The following is a 23687-nucleotide window of genomic DNA, read 5'->3' on the forward strand; positions in this document are numbered from 1 at the left end:
TGTTCCGTTCGATTCAATTGGGAAGGTGCGCGACCAAAGGTCTCAGACGAGTGTAGCCGACACGCCGCGGCGGATCGATTCCGTGCGCCCAGGCGCTCGGGAGGAGGTCAGCCCAGGCGCACGATGTGGTCGAGGGCCAGGCGGTAGGAGTCGAAGCCGAATCCGGCGATGACTCCGGTGGCCACGGCGCTGACGACACTGGTGTGGCGGAAGGTCTCGCGGGCGTGCGGGTTGGAGATGTGGACCTCTACGAGCGGGATACCGGCCTTGGTGACGAGGGCCGCGGCGTCGCGCAGCGCGTAGCTGTAGTGCGTGAACGCGGCCGGGTTGAGCACCACCGGAGTTGTCGTGTCCACGGCTTCGTAGAGCCAGTGGATGAGCTCGGCCTCGTCGTCGGTCTGACGCACATCAACGGTGACGTCCTCCGGTGCGGAATCGGTGAGAAGCGTCCATAAGTCGTCGAGGTCGGCTGAGCCGTAGACGTCAGGCTCCCGGCTGCCGAGGCGTCCGAGATTCGGGCCGTTCAAAACGAGGACTGTGCGCATGGACCCAGCCTAGGCCCGGCCGGGTCGAGAGCTAGGACAGCTGTTTGGCCATCCGGTAGTTGGTCATCCGCACACCTCGGCTGACTGGATGCTGCTTCGCCTCGACGACGAATCCGTGCTGCTCGAAGAAGGGACGGGCGGTGATGCTCGCGTTAGTCCACAACGTGGCCGCGTTCAGCGATTTCGCTCTGCGTTCGATCGCACCCAGCAGGGCACTCGCAACGCCTCGTCGGCCGAACCGAGGTGACACGAACATCATGTCGATGTATCCGTCAGCGTTGACGTCCGAGAACCCGGCCACGTCTCCTTCGACTACCGCAACCACCGTTCCTCGCCCGGCCCTGGCAAGGTTCCATTCTTCGACATCGCGCTCCCCGGGCGCGGACCATGCGGCAATCTGTTCGGGCGAGTAATGCTGGGACACCGTTGTTGTCACGGCGTCCAGAAAGACGGCGAGAGTGCTCGGCGCGTCTTCAGGGGCGTAAGCGCGAACCGTCACGGATTCACCGGGGATAGTCATCGACCCATCCGCCCGGTCGGGCGACGCAGTTCGCTCACGGTTCGATCGCCAAAAACGTAACCGACCACGATGAACACCCCCAGAGATGCTGCTCCGGCGGCGCCCAGGAGGAGGACTTTGCCACCGAAATCAGACGGAACCCCGATGAATGCCACCGCCGTCCACCCGACCATGAAACTCGCGAGCCCCGCGCCGAGCAGCCGGACGTAGCCGAGAGACGCGCGGTGTCCCCGAACGGGTGCGTGGCCGAGACGCCGAAAGGTTCGTTGTAACGCCCGATATGCAGTGAACCAGCCGGCAAAGTTGGCGAGAGTGACGCCCGCCGCGATACCGATCACGGTGAGAGTCGGCGGCAGTATCAGCGCGGATGCGGCGGCCCCCGCCGCAGAGAGCACCGCGATGACGAGCTGAGTGAGGAACGGGCCGCGGGCGTCCTGTAGAGCGAAGGAGGTTCGGTTGAGCACGTAGGCCTGGCTGAAGCCGACGAGCCCGATCGAGAGGACCTGCAGCACCTGTCCGATGCTCGGGTTGCCGAACAGCACCGTGGTGATGAGCGGTCCCAGCGCGGCGAACGCGGCGCTCGCGGCGATCGCGACATAGGCGACAGGCTTCGTGGCCAGGTTCGAGAGTGACTCGGTCGCAGTGAAGTCGTGGCGGGCGGCATACCCGCTCATCCGGGTGTACAGAGCGGTGGTCAGGGACACCGTGACGATTCCATGCGGCAGCAGCATCAGGAGGTATGCGAGTGACAGCGAGTTCAGGCTCGGCCCATCGATGCCCAGTCGATGCAGCGTCTCGCCGGCGTTGTTGGCGACGTTGGCGGTGACCAGGTAGGTGACCTGGGCGGCAACCACGCCCAGGAGCGTCCAGCCGGCCACGGCCGACATCTCCCCCAGACCGCTGACGCCCCAGCGCAGGCGCAGCCGAAACCCCATGGTGCGAAGGGGGACCGCGAGAAGAAGGCTCTGGACGGCGATGGCAAGGGTGGCGGAACCGCTGAGGACCGCGATCATCGATGGACTCCACGTGCCGACGTCCCCCAATCCGGACGGCAGAACGAGGAGGAACACCAGGATCCCCCCGATCCCCACTAGGTTCGAGATCGCGGGCGCCCAGGCCGGGGCACCGAATACTCCCCGCGCGTTGAGGACCTGCGACAGAACGGCGAAGGCGATAAGGAAGAAGATCTGAGGCAGGCACCAGTACGCCATCGACGTTGCCAGTCCTCGCCATTCCGGCGACCAGGTCGTCGCGTAAAGCCAGACGATGCCCGGGGCGCACAGGGTAAGGACGACCGTGGCCACGGCTGAACCGACCAGAACAATGGTCAGGAGCCGGTCGGTATTGTCCTGCCCGACCGAGCCGGCGTTCAGGTTCCGGACGATCTGCGGAACGAGCACGGCGCCGAGCACTCCCCCGGCGATCAGGGCGAACAGATAGGTGGGAGCCCAGTTCGCGATCTCGAAGGTCTGCCCGCCGACGCCGGCGCTGGTTCCGCCGATGGCAGCCACCAGGAAAATTGCCTTCACAAAACCCAGCACTCGCGACACCAGCGTGGCGGTCATCATCGATCCGACCGAGCCCCGCACGCTCACACGCACGCACCGCGCAGTGCGAACTGACACCCAGCCGATCCAGAATCCCCCATTTGCCAAGACTCCCACAGGTCAGGCAACATTTCCCCGCTGTCTGGGGCACCTGACCAGGTTGGGCTCATACACGGCGCAGACGTGGACCCGATGGCTGTTCCCCCGCCACCGGGCCCACGTCTATTCGGTTGGCGCGGACCTCGGCGATCGCATCCTGACTGCCGTGCTGGCACGCGAGCACCTTCCGTATTCGGAAATCTCCTTCGAGACCCGCACCGGACGTCCTAGTCCGCCACAGCCTTCCGCGCCGCGGCCACCTCGGAGCCCTGGCGCTCGATGAAGACGATGAAGACGCGGTACAGCACGAGGCCGAGGGCAGCGACTCCCGTGAGGATCAACAACACCGATCCGTAGGAGGAGGCCTGGGCGCCGTCGGTGATGCCGCCCAACAGGTTGGGCTGCAGCTTCATCAGCGTTGCGGTGTAGGCGATGCCGACCGGAACGGCAATGTTGATGGTGAGGTTGTAGAAGCCAATGGCGATACCGGAGTTTGCGACCGGCACACGCTCAATGGCAGTCGACACGAGCGGGCCGTACATCAGCGCAAAGGCCATCGGGAACAGGCTCATCGAGATCACGAAGATCCAGACTCCCTTATCCACCAGCAGGGCCGGGATCAGCAGTGACACGACGATCGCGACGAGCGCGATGGTGATGGCTTGCTTTGAGGAGAGGTACTTGGCGATCTTGCCGGTAAGAGTGCCCACAATCACGGCGGCGACGTAGCCGGGGATCAGCAGCAGGGCGACTTCGCCGAGGTTGTAGCCGTAGACGTCGGAGATCAGGAACGAGAACAGGAAGGTGTAGCCCAGCTGTACGGAGTAGGTGATGAACACCACGATGATCATGAGTGAGTACTGAGCGTTGGCGAAGAATGCGCTGGTGATCACGGCGTTGTCGTGGGTACGGATGTGCCAGATGAAGAGAGCCAGCCCGGCAACAACCGGCAACAGGTACCACAGGTTGAAGTTCTGCATGAACATGATCAGGCCGGTGGCGAAGACCGCGATCAGGAACAGGCCGAATACGTCCACATGGCCGCCGCCCGTCGCCTCCTTGGGCACCGTGCGCAACACGACAGGGATGGCAAGCAGCGAAAGCAGTGCGACCAGGAAGAAGGCAGCCCAGCCGATGTAGGTGGCGATGAAGCCACTTCCAACGGTGCCGATCAGCAGCGACAACTGGAAGGCCGCGGTGCTGAAGCCCAGATACTTCTTCTGCTCGTCGCCCCTGAAGTGCTTGGTCACGTAGATCACGTAGAGCGTCTCGGCGGCCGCCAGGCCGGCGCTCTGAATCAGCCGACCGACCAGGATCATCGAGAAGTTGCCCTGGAAGACGAAGCCGACGAGCGACCCGACGGTCATCAAGATGATCGCGAAGATGATGAGTTTGCGGATGCTGATCGAGTCGGCCAGCGCGGCGTAGACCACGGCGCCGATACCGATCAGGATGCCGGCCAGAGTGGCCTGCAGGCTGACGGTGGTGACCGGAAGGTTGAGACTATCCGCCAACGCCGGCGACATGAATTTGAAGCCGTTGTCTAGCACCAGCGAGAACACGAAGAGGATCAGCAGGATGGGGATGGCCCGGCTCGGCTTGATGGCCTGGGTGAGAACGGAGGGGCGGGTTGCGGTGCTCATCAGGCGAGTTCCAGCGCGATCTCGATCATGGAGGTGAAGGCGGTCTGCCGTTCCTCCGGGGTGGTCTTGGCGTGAGTGAGGATGTGGTCGCTGACGGTGAAGATGCCCAACGCATCGACGCCCGCGGCCGCGGCGTTGGCGAACAGACCCGCCGACTCCATCTCAACGGCCAGAATGCCCATCTTCATCCACTTGCCCATGGCGTCGGAGTCCGCGCCGTAGAACACGTCGGATGAAAGAACGTTGCCAACGTGGGTGCGTTGGCCGCGCTCGTCGGCGGCCCGCTTGGCCTGCTCCAGCAGCCTGTACGACGACAGTGGTGCCCACTGACCGGGCAGGTTGAACTGGTGCAGGTAGTTGGAGTCGGTCGAGGCGCCCTGCGCGATGACCACGTCGTAGAGCTCCATGCCTTCCTGCATGGCGCCGCAGCTACCCACCCGGATCAGGTTAGTGACGCCGAAGTGGTGGATCAGCTCGTAGCTGTAGAGCGAGATTGAGGGAATGCCCATTCCCGTGCCCATGACGGACACGGGGCGCCCGCGGTAGGTGCCGGTGAAACCCAGCATGTTGCGAACCTCGTTGAAACAACGGATGTCGTCGAGGTAGGTCTCGGCGATGAACTTGGCTCGCAGCGGGTCGCCGGGAAGCAGGATCGTCTCGGCAATGTCCACCCCCTTCGGATCGATGTGGGGCGTGCTGGTCGTGGTGGGTGTACTCATGGGGACTCCATTGTCTAGATTGCAGTGCTTGCAGTATGAGGTTATACCTCTGCGGGCACATGTCGAACGTGATAGCGTCGGGCACACAAGGAGGTCTCGTGACGACCAGTCTGGAATCCCACACGTTCCTGCAGCAGCAGCTCCAGCTCGCCGTCGGCCAGCCCATTCGAGTTGCGGTCTACACGCGGCTGGCTGAAGGCATCCGCTCTGGCGTGTTCAGGCTCGGCGAGATGCTGCCACGGGAAATCGAACTCTCGGCAACGCTCGGGGTGAGCCGCACTCCGGTGCGCGAGGCGCTGATGCTCCTCGAGGAAGACGGGTTGCTGGTCACCCGGCGCGGTGTCGGGCGGTTCGTCACCGAGTCCATCCCGCACGGCGGACTCGAGCAGCTACGGCCGTTCGAGATCGCCCTCGCCGACCCGAACATGACGATTACCGTGCAGCCGGTGCGCTTCGAGCTCGAAGGGGCTACCGACTTCGTGTCCCACCGGCTCGCGCTCGACCCGGCTGCGAACGCCTGGATCCGCGAGAGCGTCTTGCTGCACGATGGGCGTCCCGTTGCAACGGTTCAGGAACATCTCCCCGCTGGGCGCTACCTCAGTGATGTGAGCGCGCGGATCGCCTCCGAACTCGCGGAGCTCGCCGCTCAACCACGAACCCTTCTCGCCTCCATGCAGGCCAACGGTCACGTCTTCACCAACGGTGTGTGCCAGATCGTCGCCACCGACGCCGGCCCCACGCGGGCGAAGCTGCTGAACATCGATCCGTCAGCGGCGGTCCTCATCCTCACCCAGACTGCCGACCACAGCGGAGTGCCGCTGTACGCCGCCAAGTGTGTCATCGCGCCTGGCCACGGGTCGCTGTCGGTCATGCAGCACAACCCGAACTGACCCGTCAACCACGTCCAGGATCCGAGGGCACGCATGCGATCAAGCGAACCGATACCGGGCGAGCCGTGGCCACACGACATGGTCATCACCGTCGACGATCAACCTGGTTCGCTTCTGGAACTGCTCTGGGTCAGAGAGGCACACCAGCTGCAGCCTGGCGGGGATGATCTCCCGCCGCTGCTGTCGGAAACGCCCCCGGTGGTTCGCGATTCCGCGGTCGATGCCGAAACTCGCGCGGCCTGGGCGGAGGCCTGGCCACGCGTCTGGGACGCCGCCGCAGCGCATGCGGGTGAGGAAAGGGACCCGGGGGTGTTCGAGGAGATTCAGCGCACCGTCGTCGGATCGACCGAGCGGGCCGACCTTCTCCACCGCATCGTCGGCCCGAACTGGCGCGACCTTTTTGGCGATACGGCATTCAACAGCGCGTCGTACCGAACGTGGTCGGACGCGGCCGCACACACCCAGCTAATGGCATTGCCGGCCAAACTTGAGGACAGCCCCGAGCGGCGCAGCCTCCCCGGGCTCATCCGCGCCTGGCAGGCGGGCCTGACGAAGATCGTCAGCATCCCCTGCCGGGGCGAGTTCACGCGAACAGTCGGCCGGACCGGCCTTCTCCTGACCAACACGACCAGAGAGGACAGTGACGGTTACCAGCGGGCACTGCGCACCTTCGTCTGACCCCCGGCACTCCGACGTCGCCGACTTTGATCCCTACCCGGTGAACGAATCCATCAACTCCGAGCGGATGATGAAGCGCACGCCGCGTGGAGCCTCGGCCGAGAAGCCACCGCCGCGACCCTTGACGGTGTCGATGAGCAGGGCGGTGTGACTCCAGTACTCGAACTGTTCGGCGGAGATCCAGAAGTCGATCACCTGTTCGGGCTCTCCCGCCGGCGCGATGTCGAGCCGGCCGAGCAGCACGTCTTGGTCGGAGGTGATGAACTCCCCCGCCGGAAAGCACATCGGCGAACTGCCGTCGCAGCAGCCGCCGGACTGATGGAACATCAGCGGCCCGTGCTCCTCCCAGAGGCTTCGCAACAGGTCGACGGTGGCCTGCGCCAGCGCCACCCTGGACCGGGTCTCCCCCGGGATGGTGATGGACGCTTCGACCGCGGGCGCGACGGGCGCATCCGGGACTGGCGTGATGAGGTCGGTCATGGGTTCCTCCAACTGCGGGTGGAGCGCTACGGGCGTTTGTGGGGGGGCGGTGCCGGCCGGGGCAGTTTTCGGGTAACCGCCCCGACCGGCACCTCCTGTTCGCGGTTAGAAGAAGCCCAACGCGTCTTCGGAGTACGACACCAGCAGGTTCTTGGTCTGCTGGTAGTGGCCGAGCGCCAGCTTGTTGTTCTCCCGGCCGATACCCGAGCTCTTGTAGCCGCCGAAAGCGGCTCCAGCCGGGTAGTTGTGGTAGTTGTTCACCCACACGCGCCCGGCGTGCAGGTCCCGCCCCGCGCGGTAGGCCGTGGTGCCGTTCCGCGACCACACCCCGGCCCCGAGGCCGTACAGGGTGTCGTTGGCGATCGAGATGGCGTCGTCGTAGTCGTCGAAGCTGGTCACCGCCACGACGGGTCCGAAGATCTCCTCCTGGAAGATGCGCATCTTGTTCTGGCCCTCGAAGATGGTCGGCTGCACGTAGTAGCCGCCGCTGAGGTCCCCGCCGAGGTCGGCCTGCTCGCCGCCGAGCAGGAGCTTGGCGCCCTCCTTCTTCCCGATATCGATGTACGAGAGGATCTTCTCGAGCTGGTCATTGCTGGCCTGGGCGCCCACCTGGGTGTCGGTGTCGAGCGGGTTGCCCTGCTTGGCCAGCTTGGTGCGCTCGATGGCGCCGCCGAGGAAGCTGTCGTAGATGGGCTTGTGCAACAGCGCGCGGCTGGGGCAGGTGCACACCTCGCCCTGGTTGAAGGCGAACAGCACAAAACCTTCCTGTGCCTTGTCGTAGTAGCTGTCGTCCTTCTGCGCCACATCGTCAAAGAAGATGTTGGCGCTCTTGCCGCCCAGCTCAACGGTGGACGGGATGATGTTGGCGCTGGCGTACTGCAGGATCAGCCGTCCCGTCGTGGTCTCGCCGGTGAACGCGATCTTGCGGATACGGTTCGAGGATGCGAGCGGCTTGCCCGCTTCGATGCCGAAGCCGTTGACGATGTTGAGCACCCCAGGAGGCAGGATGTCGCCGATCAGTTCGATCAGCACCAGGATCGATGCGGGGGTCTGCTCCGCGGGCTTGAGCACGACCGCGTTCCCAGCAGCGAGAGCCGGTGCCAGCTTCCACACCGCCATCAGGATCGGGAAGTTCCACGGGATGATCTGGCCGACCACGCCCAGCGGTTCGTGGAACTGGTACGACATGGTGTCGTTGTCGAGCTCGGCGTGGTCGCCGTCCTGGGCGCGGATGGCGGAGGCGAAGTACCTGAAGTGGTCGGCAGCCAGTGGCAGGTCGGCGTTCAGCGGCTCCCGGATGGGCTTGCCGTTGTCCCAAGTCTCGGCAACCGCGAGCAGTTCGCGGTTCGCGTCGATGACATCCGCGATCTTGTTGAGCACGGCGGCGCGGTGGGTGGCCGTGGTCTTGCCCCAGGCCGGTGCGGCCTTGTGGGCGGCGTCGAGGGCCAGGTCGATGTCTTCGTGGGTACTGCGGGCGACCTCGGTGAACGGTTTGCCGTTGACCGGGGAGATGTCTTCGAAGTATTGGCCCTTCACCGGCGGCACCCATTCGCCTCCGATCCAGTTCTCGTAGCGGGGCTTGAAGGTGACTTTCGCATCCGGTGTGCCTGGGGCGGCGTAAACGGTCATTTCACTCCTTGTTCGACGGCTCTGTCGATGGAGTCCGCGTTCTCGCGGTCCATGGGGTGAGCCTAGGAACACGGAGGTTGCGAAACATTGCGGTGGCCTCCCGGCCCGGTGGCCCGACCGAGGTCATCCTCCGGTATTCCCCGGTCAGTCTCTGGGTGGATGCCCGGCCGGACCGGCTTGCCTAGCGTGGACGACATGGAAACCCTGGAAAGTACTCGCGTCGTCGAGCCGCCGCCCGCGCGCAGCGGCTGGTGGCACGCCGATACCCGGTCGTCGGCGGTGCGGGCGACGGTCGTGGCGGTCGGCGGAGCGGTGCTGATCGGCGGGCTGACCAGTGTCGCCCAGCAGTACCTGCCGCCCTGGGTCAATTCGCTGGGCAACTCCGCCGGCGGCTGGACGATGTTCGCCTTCCTGATCGTCTGGCTCGGCCGTGCCCGGCCGTTGCTTGCGGGAGTCCTCGGCATCGTGGTCTTCCAGCTTCTCGTCGAGTCCTACAGCGTCGTATCCGAGTGGCGAGGGTTCGATGACGGCGATCCGTTCACCTCGATCTGGACCTTGGTGGGCGTCGTCACCGGACCGCTGCTGGGCGTTGCCGCCGGCCTCGCACGCTACGCCCCTCCACTGTGGGGTGCGCTGGCGGTCACGCCGCTGAGCGCTGTTCTGCTGGGCGAGGGCATCTGGGCACTCAACACCATCACAGACACCACCAGCCCGGTCTATTGGACGCTCGAGATCGTGCTGTCAGCAATCTTTCTGCTCGCGGCCGTCCTGCACCGCCGGCTCGCGCCTCGCTCCATCTCGTTGGTGGTCAGCGTGTGGCTGGTGGGGACTCTCGCCTTCGTGTATGTACTCGTCTTCGTCCTGAATTGAACCCGGGCTCGTCGGCTACGCGCTGAGCTCGGCCTCGATGCGGGCGAGGCTCGCCACCACTGCGGCTCGCTGTGGTGACCGGGCGGGCAGCAGCTGAAGGCAGGCCCGCCATACCTCGGAGTCCCAGGCGGCCTCCTCGGTGCGGGCGTAGTCGAGCAGCACCTCCACCGAGGCATCGCTGAGCAGCGTCTGGCGCAGGCGCTGGCTCACCTCTGCGCGGATCTCTGTGACGCCGGGCGCTGCGGAGCCAGGCAGCACGGTGCCGCGATAGGCGGCGAGGGCCATTCGGTGGGCACCGCGGCCGAGGAGGCGCAGGACCCGGCCCGCATCCGTGTCGACGCCGGTCTCCAGACGGTATGGGCGGGAGCCGATCCGCAGCTGCGGATGGCTGACCGCCAGCGCCCGGCGCAGCCGCACCATCTCGGCTCGGAGGTTCTCGACGGCGTGCGGTTGCTCGTCGCTGAGGAGGCTTGCGAGCCTGTCGGCGGACAGGCCCTGCCGGTGCCAGGCGAGCAGGAGCAGGATCTCGGCGTGCCGGGGACTGAGGCCGACGCTGTGCCGATCAGTGCTGTGCCGATCAGTGCTGGGAGCCCCGTGCAGGGCGCCGTGTTCGGTACCCAGAACGGTCAGCAGAATGCCGGGGGCGGTAAAGCCCGAAGGCCGCGCCGGTGCCGGCCGTGGGGCGCTGAGGCTCTGGATGCGCAACTCCGCCTCGAGCGCCGCGACGGCGGCCTCCACAAGCGGCAGGGTCTGCGGGGCAACGGCGGCGTCTCCCCCAGTGATATCGATGACGCCGAGCACCGCACCGGTGACCGGGTCGTGGATGGGCACTGCGGTGCAGCTGAACGGGTGGGCGAGCTGACTGAAGTGTTCGGCGCGCTGGATCTGGATGCCGTGGTTCAGAGCCAGGGCGGTGCCGGGTGCGCTGGTGCCGACCCGGGCCTCAGACCAGTCGGCGCCGACGACGAAGTGCATGTCCTCGGCACGGGTGCGCACCGAGCTGTCACCGTCGATCCAGAGCAGCCGGCCGGTCTCATCGGCCACCGCCACGATCAGCCCGAATTCGGCGGCGTGCCGCACCAACAGGGTGTTGATCACCGGCAGCACCCCGGCCAGCGGATTGCGGGCCCTCAGCCGGTTGAGCTCGTCGGCGGCGAGAGTTGGTGCCGCCTGCGCCGTCAGCGGGTCCAGGCGGAGTGACAGAGACCGTTGCCAGGATTCCCGCACGAGTCGGCGCACGCCGGCCTGCACCGCACCGGAGCGCAGATCGGTGCGGTCCCCGATGGCGGCCTCATGCAGTCTTTCCTGCCGGGAAAACGTCCCCACAGGTGAATCGGTAGGAGTTATCGTCCACGGACTGCTCACAACACCTCCGATCAACGCTGGTCGTAGGCGACCTGCGCAGAGCGGCCGGTCGGGTGCTTCATTCTAGGCACAGACCGCGAAAAAGGGGTGTCAGGAGCCGATCTCCTGGTACGCCGCGAAGAGCAGCGACGCATCCGGGCCCTCGAGCACCGTGGGCTTGCCGATGTCGTCGAGCACGATGAAGCGCAACATTCCGCTGCGGGTCTTCTTGTCCCGCTGCATGGTGGCCAGCAGGGTGGACCAGCGGCCTACCGGGTAGGTCGTCGGCAGGGTGAGCGACTCCAGGATCCGGCGGTGCCGGTCGACGGCCTCGTCGGAGAGCCGCCCGCTGAGCCTGGCAAGTTCGGCGGCGAACATCATGCCGACGGCGACAGCTGCGCCGTGGCGCCAGCCGTAGCGTTCGGCGTGCTCGACGGCGTGGCCGAGAGTGTGCCCGTAGTTGAGGATTTCGCGGAGGCCCGCCTCCTTGAAATCCGCGCCGACGACGCGGGCCTTCATGGCGATGGAGAGCTCGAGCACCCGGCGGAACTCTGGCGTGATCGGGTCGGTGACCCGGGTGACATCCGCTTCGACGATGTCGAGGATCTCCGGGATCTGGATGAACCCGGCCTTCACGATCTCGGCGAAGCCGGCCAGGATCTCGTTGCGGGGCAGGTCGGCGAGGATGTCGAGGTCGCAGACCACGGCGGCCGGCGCGTAGAAGGTGCCGACGAGGTTCTTGCCCTCCGCGGTGTTGATGCCATTCTTACCGCCGACGGCGGCGTCGACCATACCGAGCACGCTGGTGGGAATCTGCACCAGCTTGACGCCGCGCAGCCAGGTGGCGGCCACGAAGCCGGCCAGGTCGGTCACGGCGCCGCCGCCGAATCCGATCACGGCGTCGGTGCGGGTGAAGTCGGCCTGACCCATCACCTGCCAGCAGAACGCGGCGACCTCAACCCGTTTGGCGGGCTCGGCGTCGGGGACCTCGGCGATGAGGACCTCGTACCGGTCCAGCAGGCTCTCCCGCAGCGCCACGGCGCGGGCGCCGAGGTGCGAGGTGTGCACAATGAGTACCTTCTTCACGGTGTCGCCGAGCTGCTCGGCAACATCGGCCACGATGCCCCGCCCGATGAGGACCGGGTAGCTGTCGACACCGCTGACGGTGATGGTGGTGGTGCCGGTCTCTTCGGGCTGCATGTCGGTCACGATTGTTCTCTTACCCATTTCACGATGTCGGCGGCGATGGCGTCGACCGGCCTGGTCGACGTGTCGAAGTGGATGCTGGCCAGCGCGTCGTACAGCGGGCGGCGCTCGTCGTAGATGCGCTGCCAGGCGTCCGGCCCGTCGGCCAAAAGCGGACGTTTGGCGTTCCTGGTGCGGTTGCGCACAGCCTCGGCGGTAGTGCTCAGGGAGATCACCGTGGCGCGCCGCAGGTCCGCCCGGGTGGCCGGGTCGAGCACCGCTCCCCCACCGAGCGACACGACGGCCCGCTTCTGACGTAGCGCGTCGGCGACGGCCGCGCGTTCGAGGTCCCGGAAGTGGCTCTCGCCGTGAGTGGCGAAGATCTCGGTGATCGGGCCGTGTTCGGTGACGATGAGTTTGTCGGTGTCCAGGAACGGCACCCGCAGGGTGCGCGCGACCCGGCGACCGATCTTGGACTTGCCCGACGCCATCGGCCCGATGAACACCAACGGGTACAGCGGCACATCCGCGTCGCGGTGCGGCTCCGCGCCCTCCGGCGACGCCTCGTCGCGCCGGTCGGGCGCCGGTCCGGGTGCGGCCGGCCAGCCGTCGGCGGGACGAGAGGCGTCCGGGCTCAGGAACAGCACGCTAGAGCGTGGCGTCGCTGGACGCCCCGGTGCGCAGGTTGGCCGGAATGTTGGCGAGGTAGGAGTCCAGGTTGCGCTTGGTTTCGCCCAACGAGTCACCGCCGAACTTCTCCAGCACCGAGTTGGCCAGGACCAGGGCCACCATGGCTTCGGCGACGACGCCGGCGGCCGGCACCGCACAGACATCGGAGCGCTGGTGGTGAGCGGGTGCGGCTTCGCTCGTGGTGATGTCAACGGTGCGGAGCGCGCGCGGGATCGTGGCGATGGGCTTCATACCGGCCCGTACGCGCAGCACGGTTCCGGTGCTCATGCCGCCCTCGGTGCCGCCGGCCTTGTCGCTGGCGCGCAGGATCTGGTCATCGACCTGAACCAGTTCGTCGTGTGCGTCCGAACCGCGGCGGGTGGTGGTGAGGAAGCCGTCACCGACCTCGACGCCCTTGATCGCCTGGATGCCCATCAGCGCGGCGGCGAGCTGGGAGTCCAGCCGGCGGTCCCAATGCACGAACGAACCCAGACCGGGTGGCAGGTTGTAGGCGAGGACCTCGACGATGCCGCCGAGAGTGTCGCCGTCCTTGTGCGCAGCATCCACCTCGGCGACCATGAGCGCGCTGGTGGCGGTGTCGAAGCAGCGCAGCGGGTCGGCGTCGAGGGTGTCGACATCACCGGGACGGGGCAGCGCGGATCCCTCGGGCACCCGAACCGGGCCGATGGACAGGGTGTGGCTGACCAACTCGATACCGAGGCCGGCGAGGAAGGCACGGGCGACGGCACCGAGGGCCACGCGGGCGGCCGTCTCCCGGGCGCTGGCGCGCTCGAGCACCGGACGGGCCTCGTCGAAGTCGTATTTCTGCATCCCAACCAGGTCGGCGTGGCCGGGCCGGGGGCGCACCAGAGGGGCGCCTCGGCCGCGGGCGAGCAGGGCGGGGTCAACGGGTTCCGGGCTCATCACGTCGGCCCACTTGGGCCATTCGGTGTTCCCGATCCGCAGCGCCACCGGGCCGCCGAGTGTGAGACCGTGGCGGACGCCACCGGAGATGTTCAGTTCGTCCTGTTCGAACTTCATGCGGGCACCCCGGCCATAGCCGAGTTTGCGGCGCGCAAGGTCGAGACGGATCGCATCTAGTGTGACCGGGATCCCAGCGGGCAAACCCTCGACAATGGCGAGGAGTTCGGGGCCGTGAGACTCTCCGGCGGTGAGCCAACGAAGCATGCTCCCTATCCTTCCACAGCGCGGCCGGGCGCCGTCCCGTCGGCGGCGTCCAGTGCGGCACGCATGGCCTCCAGCACGGCCTCTTCGTCGGGGAGGGGCAGGAAAGGGTCGTTGGCCAGGAAGATCCGGATCTGCACGACGGCCTGGTGCAGCAGCATCGTGCGGCCGGACAGGGCCCGGCCGCCGGCAGCCGCCCAGGACCGGGCCAGGGCTGTGGGCCAGGGCGCGTAGCCCACGTCGAAGAGCAGGGTGTTGGCCCGCAACGCCGCCGGGAACTCGTACTGCAGTGCGGCATCGCCGGGCATGGTGCTGATCACCAGGTCACTGACGCGGTCGGCGGCGGCCATGGCCGGAAGGCCCGCTACCGCGACGACGAGCCCGAGCTTGCGGCCGAGGTCCAGGAGCGGGTCGGCTCGGCCCGGCGTGCGGGCGATGATCTGCACGGTTTCGGCGCCGAGTTCGGCGGCGGTGACGAGGGCGGATGCTGCGGTCGCGCCGGCACCGAGCAGGGTGACGTGGGTGGCCCGGTCCATGCCGGCCTCGGCCAGGGCACGCACCAGCCCGGCTACGTCGGTGTTGTAGCCGAAGAACGGCCGTGGCGCGGTCACCGTCGTGCTGTCGTCGCCCTCCCCCACCGGTGCGTCGCCGAACCGCACAGTGTTCACGGCTCCGGTGAGGATCGCGACACGGTCCAGGGTGTCCAGGCGCGGCTGGATCTCGTGCTTGAGCGGCATGGTCAAGGACAGCCCCAGCCACTCCGGGGTGAGGCCGTCCACGAAGCCGTCGAGCTCACCCTCGCCGATCTGCACCGCCGTGTATTCCCAGTTCAGGCCGAGCACCCGATAGGCGGCAGCGTGCAGGGCCGGCGACAGTGAGTGCGCGATGGGCGAACCGAGCACCGCCAACCGGCGCCGCGGCGGCGTGCTGACTGAGGCTTGCGTCGGATCAACCATATTCGGGGTGCTCATCCATCCAGTCCAGCCACTTGGCGACGCCGGCGTCGTGTTCGTCCACGGTCGTTGAGAAGATGGTCTCTCCGGTATCCAGGTTCCACGTCACGAAGAATAGCCAGGTTCCGTCTGCGGGGTGCAGGGCCGCATCAATGGCCAGGTCGCCGGGATTGCTGATCGGTCCGACCGGCAGACCGGGATGCACGTAGGTGTTGTAGGCGTTGTCTACGTCCGCCCGCTCGGCGTCGGTCGTCGTGACCAGGTGCGTCTTTCCGGTGCCGTAGGCGACGGTGGCATCGGACTGCAGCAGCCCGGTGTCCCACTGCGCAGGGTCGAGCCGGTTGTAGAACACCCGGGCGACCTTGTAGTAGTCGTCCTTCAGACCGGCCTCACGCTGGATCAGCGACGCCATCACGATGGTCTTCCACCGATCGGCCGGGGCGACTCCGGCAGTGTCGAGGGCCTCGAACTGGCGGTCGACGAGGGTCTTGAGTGCGTCGTGGGCGCTCGTCGCCGGCTGGAATGTGTACGTGGCCGGAAAGAGGAAGCCCTCGAGGCTGGTGGCCTCGGCGGGGAGCCCGAACCCGGACAGGTCGGCGGCCGCTGCCTGCAGGTCCTCGAGGGGGATGTCGGTACCCTCTGACATCGAGGTGAGCACGTCGACGGCAGCGGTTCCCTCGGGGATCACCACGGTGAGATCCTGGCGGCTGTCCGGGTCCTGCAGGGCCTCGAGTGCGGCCTGGGCGCTCATCTGCGAGGCCAGCTGGTAGGCGCCGGGCTGGAAGACCGGGTCGGTCGACTGGGCGAGCAACAGGTCGTAGAAGGCGTCATAGCTCTTCACCACATCCTGGTCCACCAAGGTGTTGGCGATATCGGAACCGGTGTCGCCGTCGTGGATCATGACGAGCACCTCACCGCTGCCGGAGCCCTCATAGTCCTCGGGAGCCTGCGTGGCGGCGACGAGCTGGCTGATGGGCCCCTGCAGGGCCAGGGCAGCGGCGCCCATCAGAGCGAGGAGGACGAGGATGACGACCAGGCAGCCCCAGCCGCCCTTGCGCGACTTCTTCTCCACCAGGGTCGGGTGGTCGGCAAGCCGGGCGCGTCGATTCGCGCGGGAGCCGGGGCGTCCGGCCTGCGCCGGGACATCCGGGGCACCCGTCAGCTGACCGTCGGATGCGGGGGCCGGGTCGGGCGCAGTGCCGAACCCGAGCCCCGCGAAGGGATTGTGGTCGCTGGTGCTCACCGCGGCGGGCTCCTCTGGGGCAGGCTGCTCGTCCGGGTCGGGCTGTACGGGTGCGGTCCAATACGACAGAGGTGCGGGCGGCGCTGCCGGTTCAGAAGAAGCCGGTTCAGAAGCAGCCGGGACCGCAGCCTTCTGCGCCGCCTGGGCCTCGCGGGCCGCCTGGGCTTCCCGCAGGGCCCGGCGGGAGGGCAGCGGCGTGTCGCCAGTGCCGCCCGAAGGGTTCGGGTCGGGGTTTTCCGGCGGACTTTTCGCCACGGTTACGGCCTTCCGGTCAGGTCAACGGACGTGCCGGCTGGTTTGCCCGAGGCACGTTCGGTATCGAGCGCATGCTGCAGAATAATAGTCGCGGCCACCTGATCGACCACTGGACGCTGCGTGCGGGTGCTGCGGCCGACGGTTCGCAGGGCGGCCTGAGCCGACACCGTCGACAGTCGCTCGTCGACGAGCCGAACCGGCACCGACACCGTCGCGGCGAGGGTTTCGGCGAAGGAGACGGCATCGTCGGTCGACGCGGTGTGCCGCCCGGACAGCGCCAGGGGCAACCCGACGATCACTTCGACGGCATCCAGCTCGGTGACGATCCCGGCGATCCTGCCGAGGTCGGCCGCGTTCTTGTCCCGTGGCACGGTCTCCACCGGGGTGGCGAGCATGCCGTGGAAGTCGCTGCGGGCAACGCCGATCCGCACAGTGCCGACATCGATTCCCACCCGCACGCCCGATCGCATGGGTTAGCGGGCCACCAGCGTGCGCAGCGTGCTGAGTGCCTCGGGGATCAGCTCCACCTTCGTGCCGCCGCCCTGGGCCAGGTCGTCCTTGCCGCCGCCGCCGCCGCCGAGAATACCGGCGAGCTGCTTGGCCAGCGCACCGGCCTTCTGGCCGGCGTCACGAGCCGCGGCGTTGGTCGCCACGATCACGACGGGCTTGTCGGCCACGGTCGCCGCGAGGGCGACGACGGCGGGGTCATTGCCCAGCCGTTCGCGGGTGCCGGTGACGAGCATCCGCACGTCGTCGGCGGAGTTCAGGGTGCCGAGGTCTTCGGCCACCACGGTGAGGTCGCCGATCCTGGTGGCCTGGGCCACGAGGGCGGGCACCCGGTCGCTGAGTGCACGGGCTTCGAACGAGGCGATCTTCTTCTCGGCCGCCTTCAGGCTCTGCATGAGATCTATGATCTTGGCGGGAAGCTGCTCACGCGGCGTCTTGAGGTTGCTGGTGAGCTGGGACACGATGGCCCGCTCGGCGGCGAGGTCGCGGAACGCCTCGAGCCCGACGAGCGACTCGACACGGCGGTTGGTTGAGCCGACCGACGCCTCGCTGACGAGGTTGATCATGCCGATCTCAGCGCTGGAGGCCACGTGGGTGCCCGCGCAGAGTTCGCGCGACCACGGGCCGCCGATGTCGACCACCCGCACGGTCTCGCCGTACTTCTCGCCGAACAGCGCCATCGCGCCGAGCGCCTTGGCCTCGGCCAGCGGCAGTTCGCGGGTGCTCACCTCGAGGTTGTCGCGGATGGCGTTGTTGGAGATCTCCTCGATCTCGCTGCGTGTCGCCGGCGACAGGGCCTGGTTCCAGGAGAAGTCCAGGCGGAAGAAGCCGGCCTTGTTGTACGAACCCGACTGGTGTGCGTTCGGGCCGAGCACCTGGCGCAGCGCCGCGTGCAGGATGTGGGTGCCGGAGTGCGCCTGGCGGGCGCCGCGACGCCAGTCGGGATCGACGACGCTGGTCGCGGGGTCGCCCACACCGACCTCGCCGCTGGTGACCTGCACCTTGTGGCTGATCAGGCCCTTGACGGGCTTCTGCACGTCGAGAACCTCGAGTTCGTAGCCGGGGCCCACGATGAGGCCGGCGTCGGCCTCCTGGCCGCCGGATTCGGCGTAGAGGGCGGTCTCGGCGAGGATGACCTCGGCGATGTCGCCGGCGACCGCACGGTTCACTGATGCGCCGTCGACGATCAGGCCCAGAATGCTGGATTCGGTCTGCAGCATGTCGTAGCCGGTGAACACGGTCTCGCCGTGTGCGCGGAAGGCGCTGTAGACCGACAGGTCGGCCAGGTGGGTCTTCTTGGCCTTGGCGTCGGCCTTGGCCATGGCGCGCTGCTTCGCCATCAGGGTGTCGAAAGCCTCACGGTTGACGCTGAGGCCGGCCTCTTCGGCCATTTCCAGGGTGATCTCGATCGGGAAGCCGTAGGTGTCGTGCAGCAGGAACGCGGTGTCGCCGGGCAGTTCCGCCTTCTGGGCGCTCTTGGTCTTGGCCACGGCGAGGTCGAGCACGCTCGACCCGCTGGCGAGGGTGCGCAGGAAGGTCTCTTCCTCGGCGTATGCGGCCTGGCTGATCCGGTCGTAGTCGGTGGCGACCTCGGGATACGCGGCGCTCATGGCGTCGCGGGAGGCCGGGAACAGCTCGGTGAACGAGGCGGCGTCCACCCCGAGCAGGCGCATGGCACGAACGCTGCGGCGCATCAGGCGGCGCAGGATGTAGCCGCGGCCCTCATTGGACGGCATGACACCGTCGCTCATCAACATCAGGGAGGACCGCACGTGGTCGGCGACGATGCGCATCCGCACGTCGTCCTCGTGGTCGGCGCCGTAGCGGCGGCCGGAGAGGGCCGCGGCACGGTCGAGAACCGGGCGCACCTGGTCGATCTCGTACATGTTCTGCACGCCCTGCTTGAGGAACGCGACGCGCTCCAGGCCCATGCCGGTGTCGATGTTCTTCTTGGGCAGGTCGCCGAGGATCTGGAAGTCGTTCTTGCCGGTGCCCTCACCGCGGAGGTACTGCATGAAGACCAGGTTCCAGATCTCCACGTAGCGGTCGTCGTCGGTGGCGGGACCGCCGTCGATGCCGAAGGCGGGGCCACGGTCGAAGAAGATCTCACTGCACGGGCCGGCGGGGCCGGGCTGGCCGGTGGACCAGTAGTTGGTGTCCATTCCGAGGCGCTGGATCCGGTGTTCAGGCAGGCCGAGCGCGCGCCAGTAGCCGAAGGCCTCGTCGTCGTTCTCGTAGACCGTGACCCAGAGGTCCTTCTCGGCGAAGCCGTAGCCGCCGTCGGCCTCGCTCGAGGTGAGCAGCTCCCAGGCGTAGCTGATCGCCTGCTCCTTGAAGTAGTCGCCGAAAGAGAAGTTGCCGCTCATTTGGAAGAAGGTGCCGTGCCGCGGCGTCTTGCCGACCTCTTCGATGTCGTTGGTGCGGATGCACTTCTGCACGCTGGTGGCCCTGGGGAACGGGGCGGGTACCAGACCGGTGAGGTAGGGCACGAACGGCACCATGCCGGCCACGGTGAAGAGGAGGGAGGGGTCATCGCTCACGAGCGACGCCGACGGGACAACGGTGTGTCCACGGTCGGCGAAGAAGTCGAGCCAGCGCCCGCGAATGTCGGCAGTCTGCATGGGGTCCGTACTGTTACTGGATCGGTAATCCGACCGGGGGAATTGCGGTGGGAAGGGAAGTGGTTAGGGCTTTGACAGCTCTTCGATGGTCTCTTCTGCCTCGCCGAGTGCGGCGTGCAGTTCGGCTTCGCGTTTGCGGTAGCCCTCGGAGATGGCCTCGCCGAATTCGCGGGTCTTGGCGTCAAGATCGGTGAAGAACCGCTTGCCCTGCTGGGTCTTGTTCACCTCGTGGGCGGCAACAAATCCGATTCCGACGCCGACGACTAACCAGATGAAATTCTTCATGGCATGTGCTCCCTGAGTTTGAGGAATGGGTGGCTGTGGGCCGGGGCACCCGCTGGTCCAGCGGGCCGAGGTCCTGACAGGCTGCTTTCCAGCGTAGTGGACTTACTTCGTGCCTCGACGGGGCTTGGAGGCCCTGAAGGCCGCCCGGACACCGGCGGAGAATCCGGCGAGCTTGATCAGGGGGCCGCCGACGGTGGCCGCGAACAGCGCGACCATTGCGGACACGTTTCCGGTGACCTCGGCGACATTCGTGGTGATTGTGTCGATCGTGGCCAGCTGGTGGTTGGTCTGGGCGACGGTGCTCGTCGTCTCCTCGAGCAGCGGGGTCACGTTATGGCTGAGGTCGCGGATGGCGAGAGTGGTCTCGTCGAACACCCGGCCGAGCTTGATCAACGGGATGGCGAGGAACGCCACCAGAACTGCGAAAACGCCAGCGGCAATCAGGCCGGCGATATCTCCACCAGTCATTCGGCACCATCCATTTCGATTAGGCACAGCACGCAAAAGGGCGGATCACCTAGGTGATCCGCCCTCAAGCGTAGTTCAGTTCCGGCGAATCGAGACGCGCCGTGAGTGACTAGCGTGCTGCGTAGTACTCAACGACGAGCTGGACTTCACAGGTCACGGGGATCTCGATGCGCTTCGGGGCGCGAACGAGGCGGGCCTGCAGCTTGTCGAGTTCAACCTCGAGGTACGGCGGGAGCTTGGGCAGCAGGTCGACGTGACCGCCGGCCGCGGCAACCTGGAAAGGCTCGGTGCCCTCGCTCTTGGCCTTGACGTGGATGAGCTGACCCGGCTTCACGCGGAAGGAGGGACGGTCGACCAGCTGGCCGTCGACGAGGATGTGGCGGTGCACAACCATCTGACGGGCCTGGGCGGTGGTGCGGGCGATGGCCGAACGCACGAGGAGGGCGTCGAGACGGGTCTCGAGGATCTCGACGAGGTTTTCACCGGTCAGGCCCTGGCGGCGACGCGCTTCTTCGAAGGCGATCTTGAGCTGGGCTTCGCGGATGCCGTACTGGGCACGTAAGCGCTGCTTTTCGCGCAGACGCACGGCGTAGTCCGAATCGGTCTTGCGCTTGGTGCGGCCGTGCTCGCCCGGAGCGTAGGGACGCTTCTCGAGGTACTTGGCGGCCTTCGGGGTCAGGGCGATGCCCAGGGCCCGCGAGAGGCGGGTCTTGCTACGGGTACGTGACTTGGTAGACACAGTGTCCTTTCGGATGGATCTGAAAAATGGATACCAGGGCGCCGGGCCGGCCGCGAACGGCAGCACAAGGCGTCATGGGAGATCAGAGGGGTGGGTGCCACGGGCCGCCCGGCTACAGGGCGAATCCACTCCAACTTAGGTTGTGTACGCAGCCGCATGACAAAACCAGTTGTAGGCGAGGTCAAGGCTAGCACACGGGTGCCCCCGTGGCCGGGCTTTCGACACGCCCCGGTCTACTGGCCGCGGATGATCTTGCGGAGCTTGGCCAGGCGCGCGGAGACGTCACGTTCATTGCCGTGTTCGGTGGGTGTGTAGTACTGCTTCCGGCGCAGTTCGGTGGGCAGATAGTCCTGCGCGAGAACGCCGAGCGCATCATCGTGCGGGTATTTGTAACCCTTGCCGTGGCCGAGGCGTTTGGCCCCCGGGTAGTGCGCGTCACGCAGGTGCTTGGGCACCCGGCCGGTGTTGCCGTTGCGCACGTCGGCGATGGCGGCGTCGAGGGCCATATAGGCGGCATTGGACTTGGGCGCGCAGGCCAGGTGCACCACGGCCTGGGCCAGGGGGATGCGGCCTTCCGGCATGCCGATGTATTGAACGGCGTCGGCGGCGGCTATCGCGATGACCAGAGACTGCGGGTCGGCCATGCCGATGTCTTCGGAGGCGAGCACGATGATCCGACGGCAGATGAATCGGGGATCCTCCCCGGCCTCGATCATCCGGGCCAGGTAGTGCAGGGACGCGTCGACATCCGACCCTCGCACCGACTTGATGAAGGCGCTGATCACGTCGTAATGTTCGTCACCGTTGCGGTCGTAGCGCAGCAGCGCACGGTCGACCGCGAGCGAGACGATCTCGGTCGTGATGACGGGCTTCTCGCCGTCAGCGGTCTCCGTGGTCGCGGCCGACACCGAAGCGGCCTCGAGCGCCGTGAGCGCCCGGCGGGCGTCGCCGGACGCGAGCCGGATGATGGCCCCGCGGGCCTCAGGGTCGAGCACGAACCTGTCGGTCAGGCCCCGCGGGTCGGTGACGGCGCGGTCCACGACGGTACCGAGGTCGTCGTCGCTGAGGGTCTCCAGCGTGAGCAGCAGAGACCTGGACAGCAGCGGCGAAATCACCGAGAAGGACGGGTTCTCGGTCGTGGCGGCCACGAGGATGATGATGCCGTTCTCCACCCCCGGCAACAGGGCGTCCTGCTGCGCCTTGCTGAACCGGTGGATCTCGTCGAGGAACAGCACGGTGGACAGGCCGTAGAGGTCCCGGCTGGTGCGGGCCTCGTCCATCACCTGGCGCACGTCCCGCACGCCGGCGGAGACGGCGGAGAGCTCAACGAAGCGGCGTCCGGAACTGTGCGCGATGGTCTGGGCGAGGGTGGTCTTGCCGGTTCCCGGAGGGCCCCACAGGATGACGGAGACCGAACCCTGCTCCCCCGTCTTGTCGTTGGCCAGGCTGACCAGCGGCGACCCCGGGGTAAGCAGGTGACGCTGCCCGGCAACCTCGGCCAGGCTCTTGGGGCGCATGCGCACCGCGAGCGGCGTCGCGCCGGTACGGAGGCCTGGTTGGACGGAAGACATGCGTCCAGCGTAGTTTGTGCCGCCGACGCCAATTTTCGCCGCCGCCCCCGCATGCGTAGAGTTCACAGTGACCCGGGCCGTGTTGCCCGACAAGCCCGATTTCCCGCCTCAGGCGGCACCTGGAGGATTCCCGTGGCACCTAACACCAAGCAGGAACGCGAGGCCCGCGGCCGCGCTCGCGCCTACCAGGCCCGCAAGGCCGTGAACGAGCACCAGGTCAAGCGGCGCGTGCGCGACAACATGGTGGCCGGCAGCGTACTCGTGGTCGCCCTCATCGTGCTGGTCGGCGCCCAGATGTTCTACTTCGGCGGCGGCCCCGGCACTCCTGAACCCAGTGCTTCGGCTTCCGCGACGCCCACGGCCGAGCCCTCGGACTCGGTGACTCCGACCCCCGGCGCGAACGCGGGCGACGTTCCCTCGAGCGATCTGGCCGAGGGTCGGACCTGGACCGGCACGCTCACCCTCAACGACATCGAACTCGGCGTCTCCCTCGACGGCGCCGCGGCGCCGCAAGCGGTCTCCTCGACCATCAGCCTCGCCGGAACCGGTTTCTACGATGACGTCACCTGCCACCGCCTGACCACGGGCGAAGGCTTTTCGGTATTACAGTGCGGTGACCCCACCGGCGACGGAACCGGTGGACCCAATTACTACTACGGCCCGGTCGAGAATGCTCCGGCCGACAACGTCTATCCGGCCGGCACCATCGCCATGGCGAGGTCCAGCGATCCGTACAGCATGGGCAGCCAGTTCTTCATCGTCTACGGCGATACGGAGATTCCTGCTGGAGCGGACGGTTCCGGTTACTCGGTCATCGGCACCGTCACCTCCGGACTGGACCAGCTCGTCAGCCAGATCGCCGACGCCGGGGTCGAGGACGGCTCGGCGGACGGCGCTCCCGTGGTTCCGACCACCATCACCTCCTTCACCGTTCAGTAACCACGGTAGAAACCAGCTCGGAAAGACCAGTTCCGTCGTTTCCGCCGAACGACGGGCACGCTTGCAATAAGCTTGTGCGCGTATTGGCTTGTGCCAGTACTGG

General features: G+C 67.0%; 23 protein-coding genes. 4 read left to right on the plus strand and 19 right to left on the minus strand.

Going from position 1 to position 23687, the window contains the following annotated elements:
• Positions 1-107: 107 nt before the first annotated feature.
• The 5 genes from aroQ to deoD all read right to left on the minus strand — a co-directional run bounded on the left by aroQ (position 108) and on the right by deoD (position 5073).
• Positions 108-545 carry a type II 3-dehydroquinate dehydratase gene (gene aroQ, locus B7495_RS09090; protein WP_088456292.1) on the minus strand — a complete coding sequence of 146 codons (438 nt, stop codon included), beginning with the start codon at positions 543-545 and terminating at the stop codon, positions 108-110.
• Positions 546-576: 31 nt separating this feature from the next.
• Positions 577-1065: a GNAT family N-acetyltransferase gene (locus tag B7495_RS09095; protein WP_088456293.1), complete on the minus strand. Its 489-nt coding sequence runs from the start codon at positions 1063-1065 to the stop codon at positions 577-579.
• On the minus strand, positions 1062-2633 hold the full coding sequence (gene murJ, locus B7495_RS09100; RefSeq protein ID WP_151199559.1) for a murein biosynthesis integral membrane protein MurJ: 1572 nt from the start codon (positions 2631-2633) through the stop codon (positions 1062-1064). The genes B7495_RS09095 and murJ overlap by 4 nt, the downstream gene beginning before the upstream one ends.
• A 305-nt stretch (positions 2634-2938) precedes the next feature.
• The gene (locus tag B7495_RS09105; protein ID WP_088456295.1) at positions 2939-4354 is read right to left on the minus strand and encodes an MFS transporter; all 1416 of its coding nucleotides are present in this window, start codon (positions 4352-4354) and stop codon (positions 2939-2941) included.
• Positions 4354-5073, minus strand: a complete 720-nt coding sequence (gene deoD, locus B7495_RS09110) for a purine-nucleoside phosphorylase (protein WP_088456296.1) — start codon at positions 5071-5073, stop codon at positions 4354-4356. Before deoD ends, B7495_RS09105 begins: the two co-directional genes overlap by 1 nt.
• Before the next feature lie 98 nt (positions 5074-5171).
• Here deoD and B7495_RS09115 point away from each other — a divergent pair, with 98 nt between their 5' ends.
• On the plus strand, positions 5172-5963 hold the full coding sequence (locus tag B7495_RS09115; RefSeq protein WP_194087750.1) for a GntR family transcriptional regulator: 792 nt from the start codon (positions 5172-5174) through the stop codon (positions 5961-5963).
• A gap of 78 nt (positions 5964-6041) precedes the next feature.
• Positions 6042-6641: a hypothetical protein gene (locus tag B7495_RS09120; RefSeq protein ID WP_088456298.1), complete on the plus strand. Its 600-nt coding sequence runs from the start codon at positions 6042-6044 to the stop codon at positions 6639-6641.
• A 33-nt stretch (positions 6642-6674) separates the two neighbouring features.
• Here the strand turns inward: B7495_RS09120 and B7495_RS09125 are convergent, their stop codons facing one another.
• Both B7495_RS09125 and B7495_RS09130 read right to left on the minus strand, forming a co-directional pair.
• On the minus strand, positions 6675-7121 hold the full coding sequence (locus B7495_RS09125) for a DUF779 domain-containing protein (protein ID WP_088456299.1): 447 nt from the start codon (positions 7119-7121) through the stop codon (positions 6675-6677).
• Between the two features lie 105 nt (positions 7122-7226).
• Complete coding sequence (locus B7495_RS09130; RefSeq protein ID WP_088456300.1) at positions 7227-8750, minus strand: aldehyde dehydrogenase family protein; 1524 nt, start codon at positions 8748-8750, stop codon at positions 7227-7229.
• 195 nt (positions 8751-8945) lie between these two features.
• On the opposite strand from B7495_RS09130, the gene B7495_RS09135 reads away from it, so the two are divergent.
• Positions 8946-9620, plus strand: coding sequence for a DUF6518 family protein (locus tag B7495_RS09135; protein WP_088456301.1), 675 nt, complete (start codon positions 8946-8948; stop codon positions 9618-9620).
• A gap of 15 nt (positions 9621-9635) precedes the next feature.
• Here the strand turns inward: B7495_RS09135 and B7495_RS09140 are convergent, their stop codons facing one another.
• The 12 genes from B7495_RS09140 to B7495_RS09195 form a co-directional block, all read right to left on the minus strand.
• Positions 9636-10946, minus strand: coding sequence for a transcriptional regulator (locus B7495_RS09140; RefSeq protein WP_240632177.1), 1311 nt, complete (start codon positions 10944-10946; stop codon positions 9636-9638).
• 129 nt (positions 10947-11075) lie between these two features.
• Positions 11076-12164 carry a 3-dehydroquinate synthase gene (gene aroB / locus B7495_RS09145; protein WP_088458003.1) on the minus strand — a complete coding sequence of 363 codons (1089 nt, stop codon included), beginning with the start codon at positions 12162-12164 and terminating at the stop codon, positions 11076-11078.
• A gap of 5 nt (positions 12165-12169) precedes the next feature.
• Positions 12170-12796, minus strand: a complete 627-nt coding sequence (locus B7495_RS09150) for a shikimate kinase (protein WP_240632178.1) — start codon at positions 12794-12796, stop codon at positions 12170-12172.
• Between the two features lies 1 nt (position 12797).
• A complete protein-coding gene (gene aroC / locus B7495_RS09155) occupies positions 12798-14006 on the minus strand; it encodes a chorismate synthase (protein WP_088456302.1) in 1209 nt (402 codons plus the stop codon).
• Positions 14007-14011: 5 nt separating this feature from the next.
• Positions 14012-14974, minus strand: coding sequence for a shikimate dehydrogenase (locus tag B7495_RS09160; RefSeq protein WP_240632179.1), 963 nt, complete (start codon positions 14972-14974; stop codon positions 14012-14014).
• Positions 14952-16454: an endolytic transglycosylase MltG gene (gene mltG / locus B7495_RS09165; RefSeq protein ID WP_240632180.1), complete on the minus strand. Its 1503-nt coding sequence runs from the start codon at positions 16452-16454 to the stop codon at positions 14952-14954. The genes B7495_RS09160 and mltG overlap by 23 nt, the downstream gene beginning before the upstream one ends.
• A gap of 2 nt (positions 16455-16456) precedes the next feature.
• The gene (gene ruvX, locus B7495_RS09170; protein ID WP_174776232.1) at positions 16457-16924 is read right to left on the minus strand and encodes a Holliday junction resolvase RuvX; all 468 of its coding nucleotides are present in this window, start codon (positions 16922-16924) and stop codon (positions 16457-16459) included.
• 3 nt (positions 16925-16927) lie between these two features.
• Positions 16928-19582, minus strand: coding sequence for an alanine--tRNA ligase (gene alaS, locus B7495_RS09175; protein ID WP_088456304.1), 2655 nt, complete (start codon positions 19580-19582; stop codon positions 16928-16930).
• Between the two features lie 63 nt (positions 19583-19645).
• On the minus strand, positions 19646-19867 hold the full coding sequence (locus B7495_RS09180) for a hypothetical protein (protein ID WP_088456305.1): 222 nt from the start codon (positions 19865-19867) through the stop codon (positions 19646-19648).
• 102 nt (positions 19868-19969) lie between these two features.
• Positions 19970-20335 carry a DUF948 domain-containing protein gene (locus B7495_RS09185; RefSeq protein ID WP_088456306.1) on the minus strand — a complete coding sequence of 122 codons (366 nt, stop codon included), beginning with the start codon at positions 20333-20335 and terminating at the stop codon, positions 19970-19972.
• Between the two features lie 109 nt (positions 20336-20444).
• Entirely contained in the window at positions 20445-21074 is a 630-nt protein-coding gene (rpsD, locus tag B7495_RS09190; RefSeq protein WP_088456307.1) for a 30S ribosomal protein S4, read from the minus strand.
• A 233-nt stretch (positions 21075-21307) separates the two neighbouring features.
• Positions 21308-22645, minus strand: a complete 1338-nt coding sequence (locus B7495_RS09195; RefSeq protein WP_088456308.1) for a replication-associated recombination protein A — start codon at positions 22643-22645, stop codon at positions 21308-21310.
• A 132-nt stretch (positions 22646-22777) separates the two neighbouring features.
• Between B7495_RS09195 and B7495_RS09200 the strand changes: the two genes are divergently transcribed.
• Positions 22778-23584, plus strand: coding sequence for a peptidylprolyl isomerase (locus B7495_RS09200; RefSeq protein ID WP_088456309.1), 807 nt, complete (start codon positions 22778-22780; stop codon positions 23582-23584).
• Positions 23585-23687: the final 103 nt, after the last annotated feature.

The organism is Cryobacterium sp. LW097 (assembly GCF_002205495.2).
GTDB lineage: Bacteria > Actinomycetota > Actinomycetes > Actinomycetales > Microbacteriaceae > Cryobacterium > Cryobacterium zongtaii.

Bases quoted from the DNA above. Each gene is read 5' to 3' on its own strand.
- aroQ (WP_088456292.1), bottom strand. From the start codon at position 545: ATGCGCACAGTCCTCGTTTTGAACGGCCCGAATCTCGGACGCCTCGGC.
- B7495_RS09095 (WP_088456293.1), bottom strand. From the start codon at position 1,065: ATGACTATCCCCGGTGAATCCGTGACGGTTCGCGCTTACGCCCCTGAA.
- murJ (WP_151199559.1), bottom strand. From the start codon at position 2,633: ATGATGACCGCCACGCTGGTGTCGCGAGTGCTGGGTTTTGTGAAGGCA.
- B7495_RS09105 (WP_088456295.1), bottom strand. From the start codon at position 4,354: ATGAGCACCGCAACCCGCCCCTCCGTTCTCACCCAGGCCATCAAGCCG.
- deoD (WP_088456296.1), bottom strand. From the start codon at position 5,073: ATGAGTACACCCACCACGACCAGCACGCCCCACATCGATCCGAAGGGG.
- B7495_RS09120 (WP_088456298.1), top strand. From the start codon at position 6,042: ATGGTCATCACCGTCGACGATCAACCTGGTTCGCTTCTGGAACTGCTC.
- B7495_RS09125 (WP_088456299.1), bottom strand. From the start codon at position 7,121: ATGACCGACCTCATCACGCCAGTCCCGGATGCGCCCGTCGCGCCCGCG.
- B7495_RS09130 (WP_088456300.1), bottom strand. From the start codon at position 8,750: ATGACCGTTTACGCCGCCCCAGGCACACCGGATGCGAAAGTCACCTTC.
- B7495_RS09135 (WP_088456301.1), top strand. From the start codon at position 8,946: ATGGAAACCCTGGAAAGTACTCGCGTCGTCGAGCCGCCGCCCGCGCGC.
- aroB (WP_088458003.1), bottom strand. From the start codon at position 12,164: ATGCAGCCCGAAGAGACCGGCACCACCACCATCACCGTCAGCGGTGTC.
- aroC (WP_088456302.1), bottom strand. From the start codon at position 14,006: ATGCTTCGTTGGCTCACCGCCGGAGAGTCTCACGGCCCCGAACTCCTC.
- B7495_RS09160 (WP_240632179.1), bottom strand. From the start codon at position 14,974: ATGAGCACCCCGAATATGGTTGATCCGACGCAAGCCTCAGTCAGCACG.
- ruvX (WP_174776232.1), bottom strand. From the start codon at position 16,924: ATGCGATCGGGCGTGCGGGTGGGAATCGATGTCGGCACTGTGCGGATC.
- alaS (WP_088456304.1), bottom strand. From the start codon at position 19,582: ATGCAGACTGCCGACATTCGCGGGCGCTGGCTCGACTTCTTCGCCGAC.
- B7495_RS09180 (WP_088456305.1), bottom strand. From the start codon at position 19,867: ATGAAGAATTTCATCTGGTTAGTCGTCGGCGTCGGAATCGGATTTGTT.
- B7495_RS09185 (WP_088456306.1), bottom strand. From the start codon at position 20,335: ATGACTGGTGGAGATATCGCCGGCCTGATTGCCGCTGGCGTTTTCGCA.
- B7495_RS09195 (WP_088456308.1), bottom strand. From the start codon at position 22,645: ATGTCTTCCGTCCAACCAGGCCTCCGTACCGGCGCGACGCCGCTCGCG.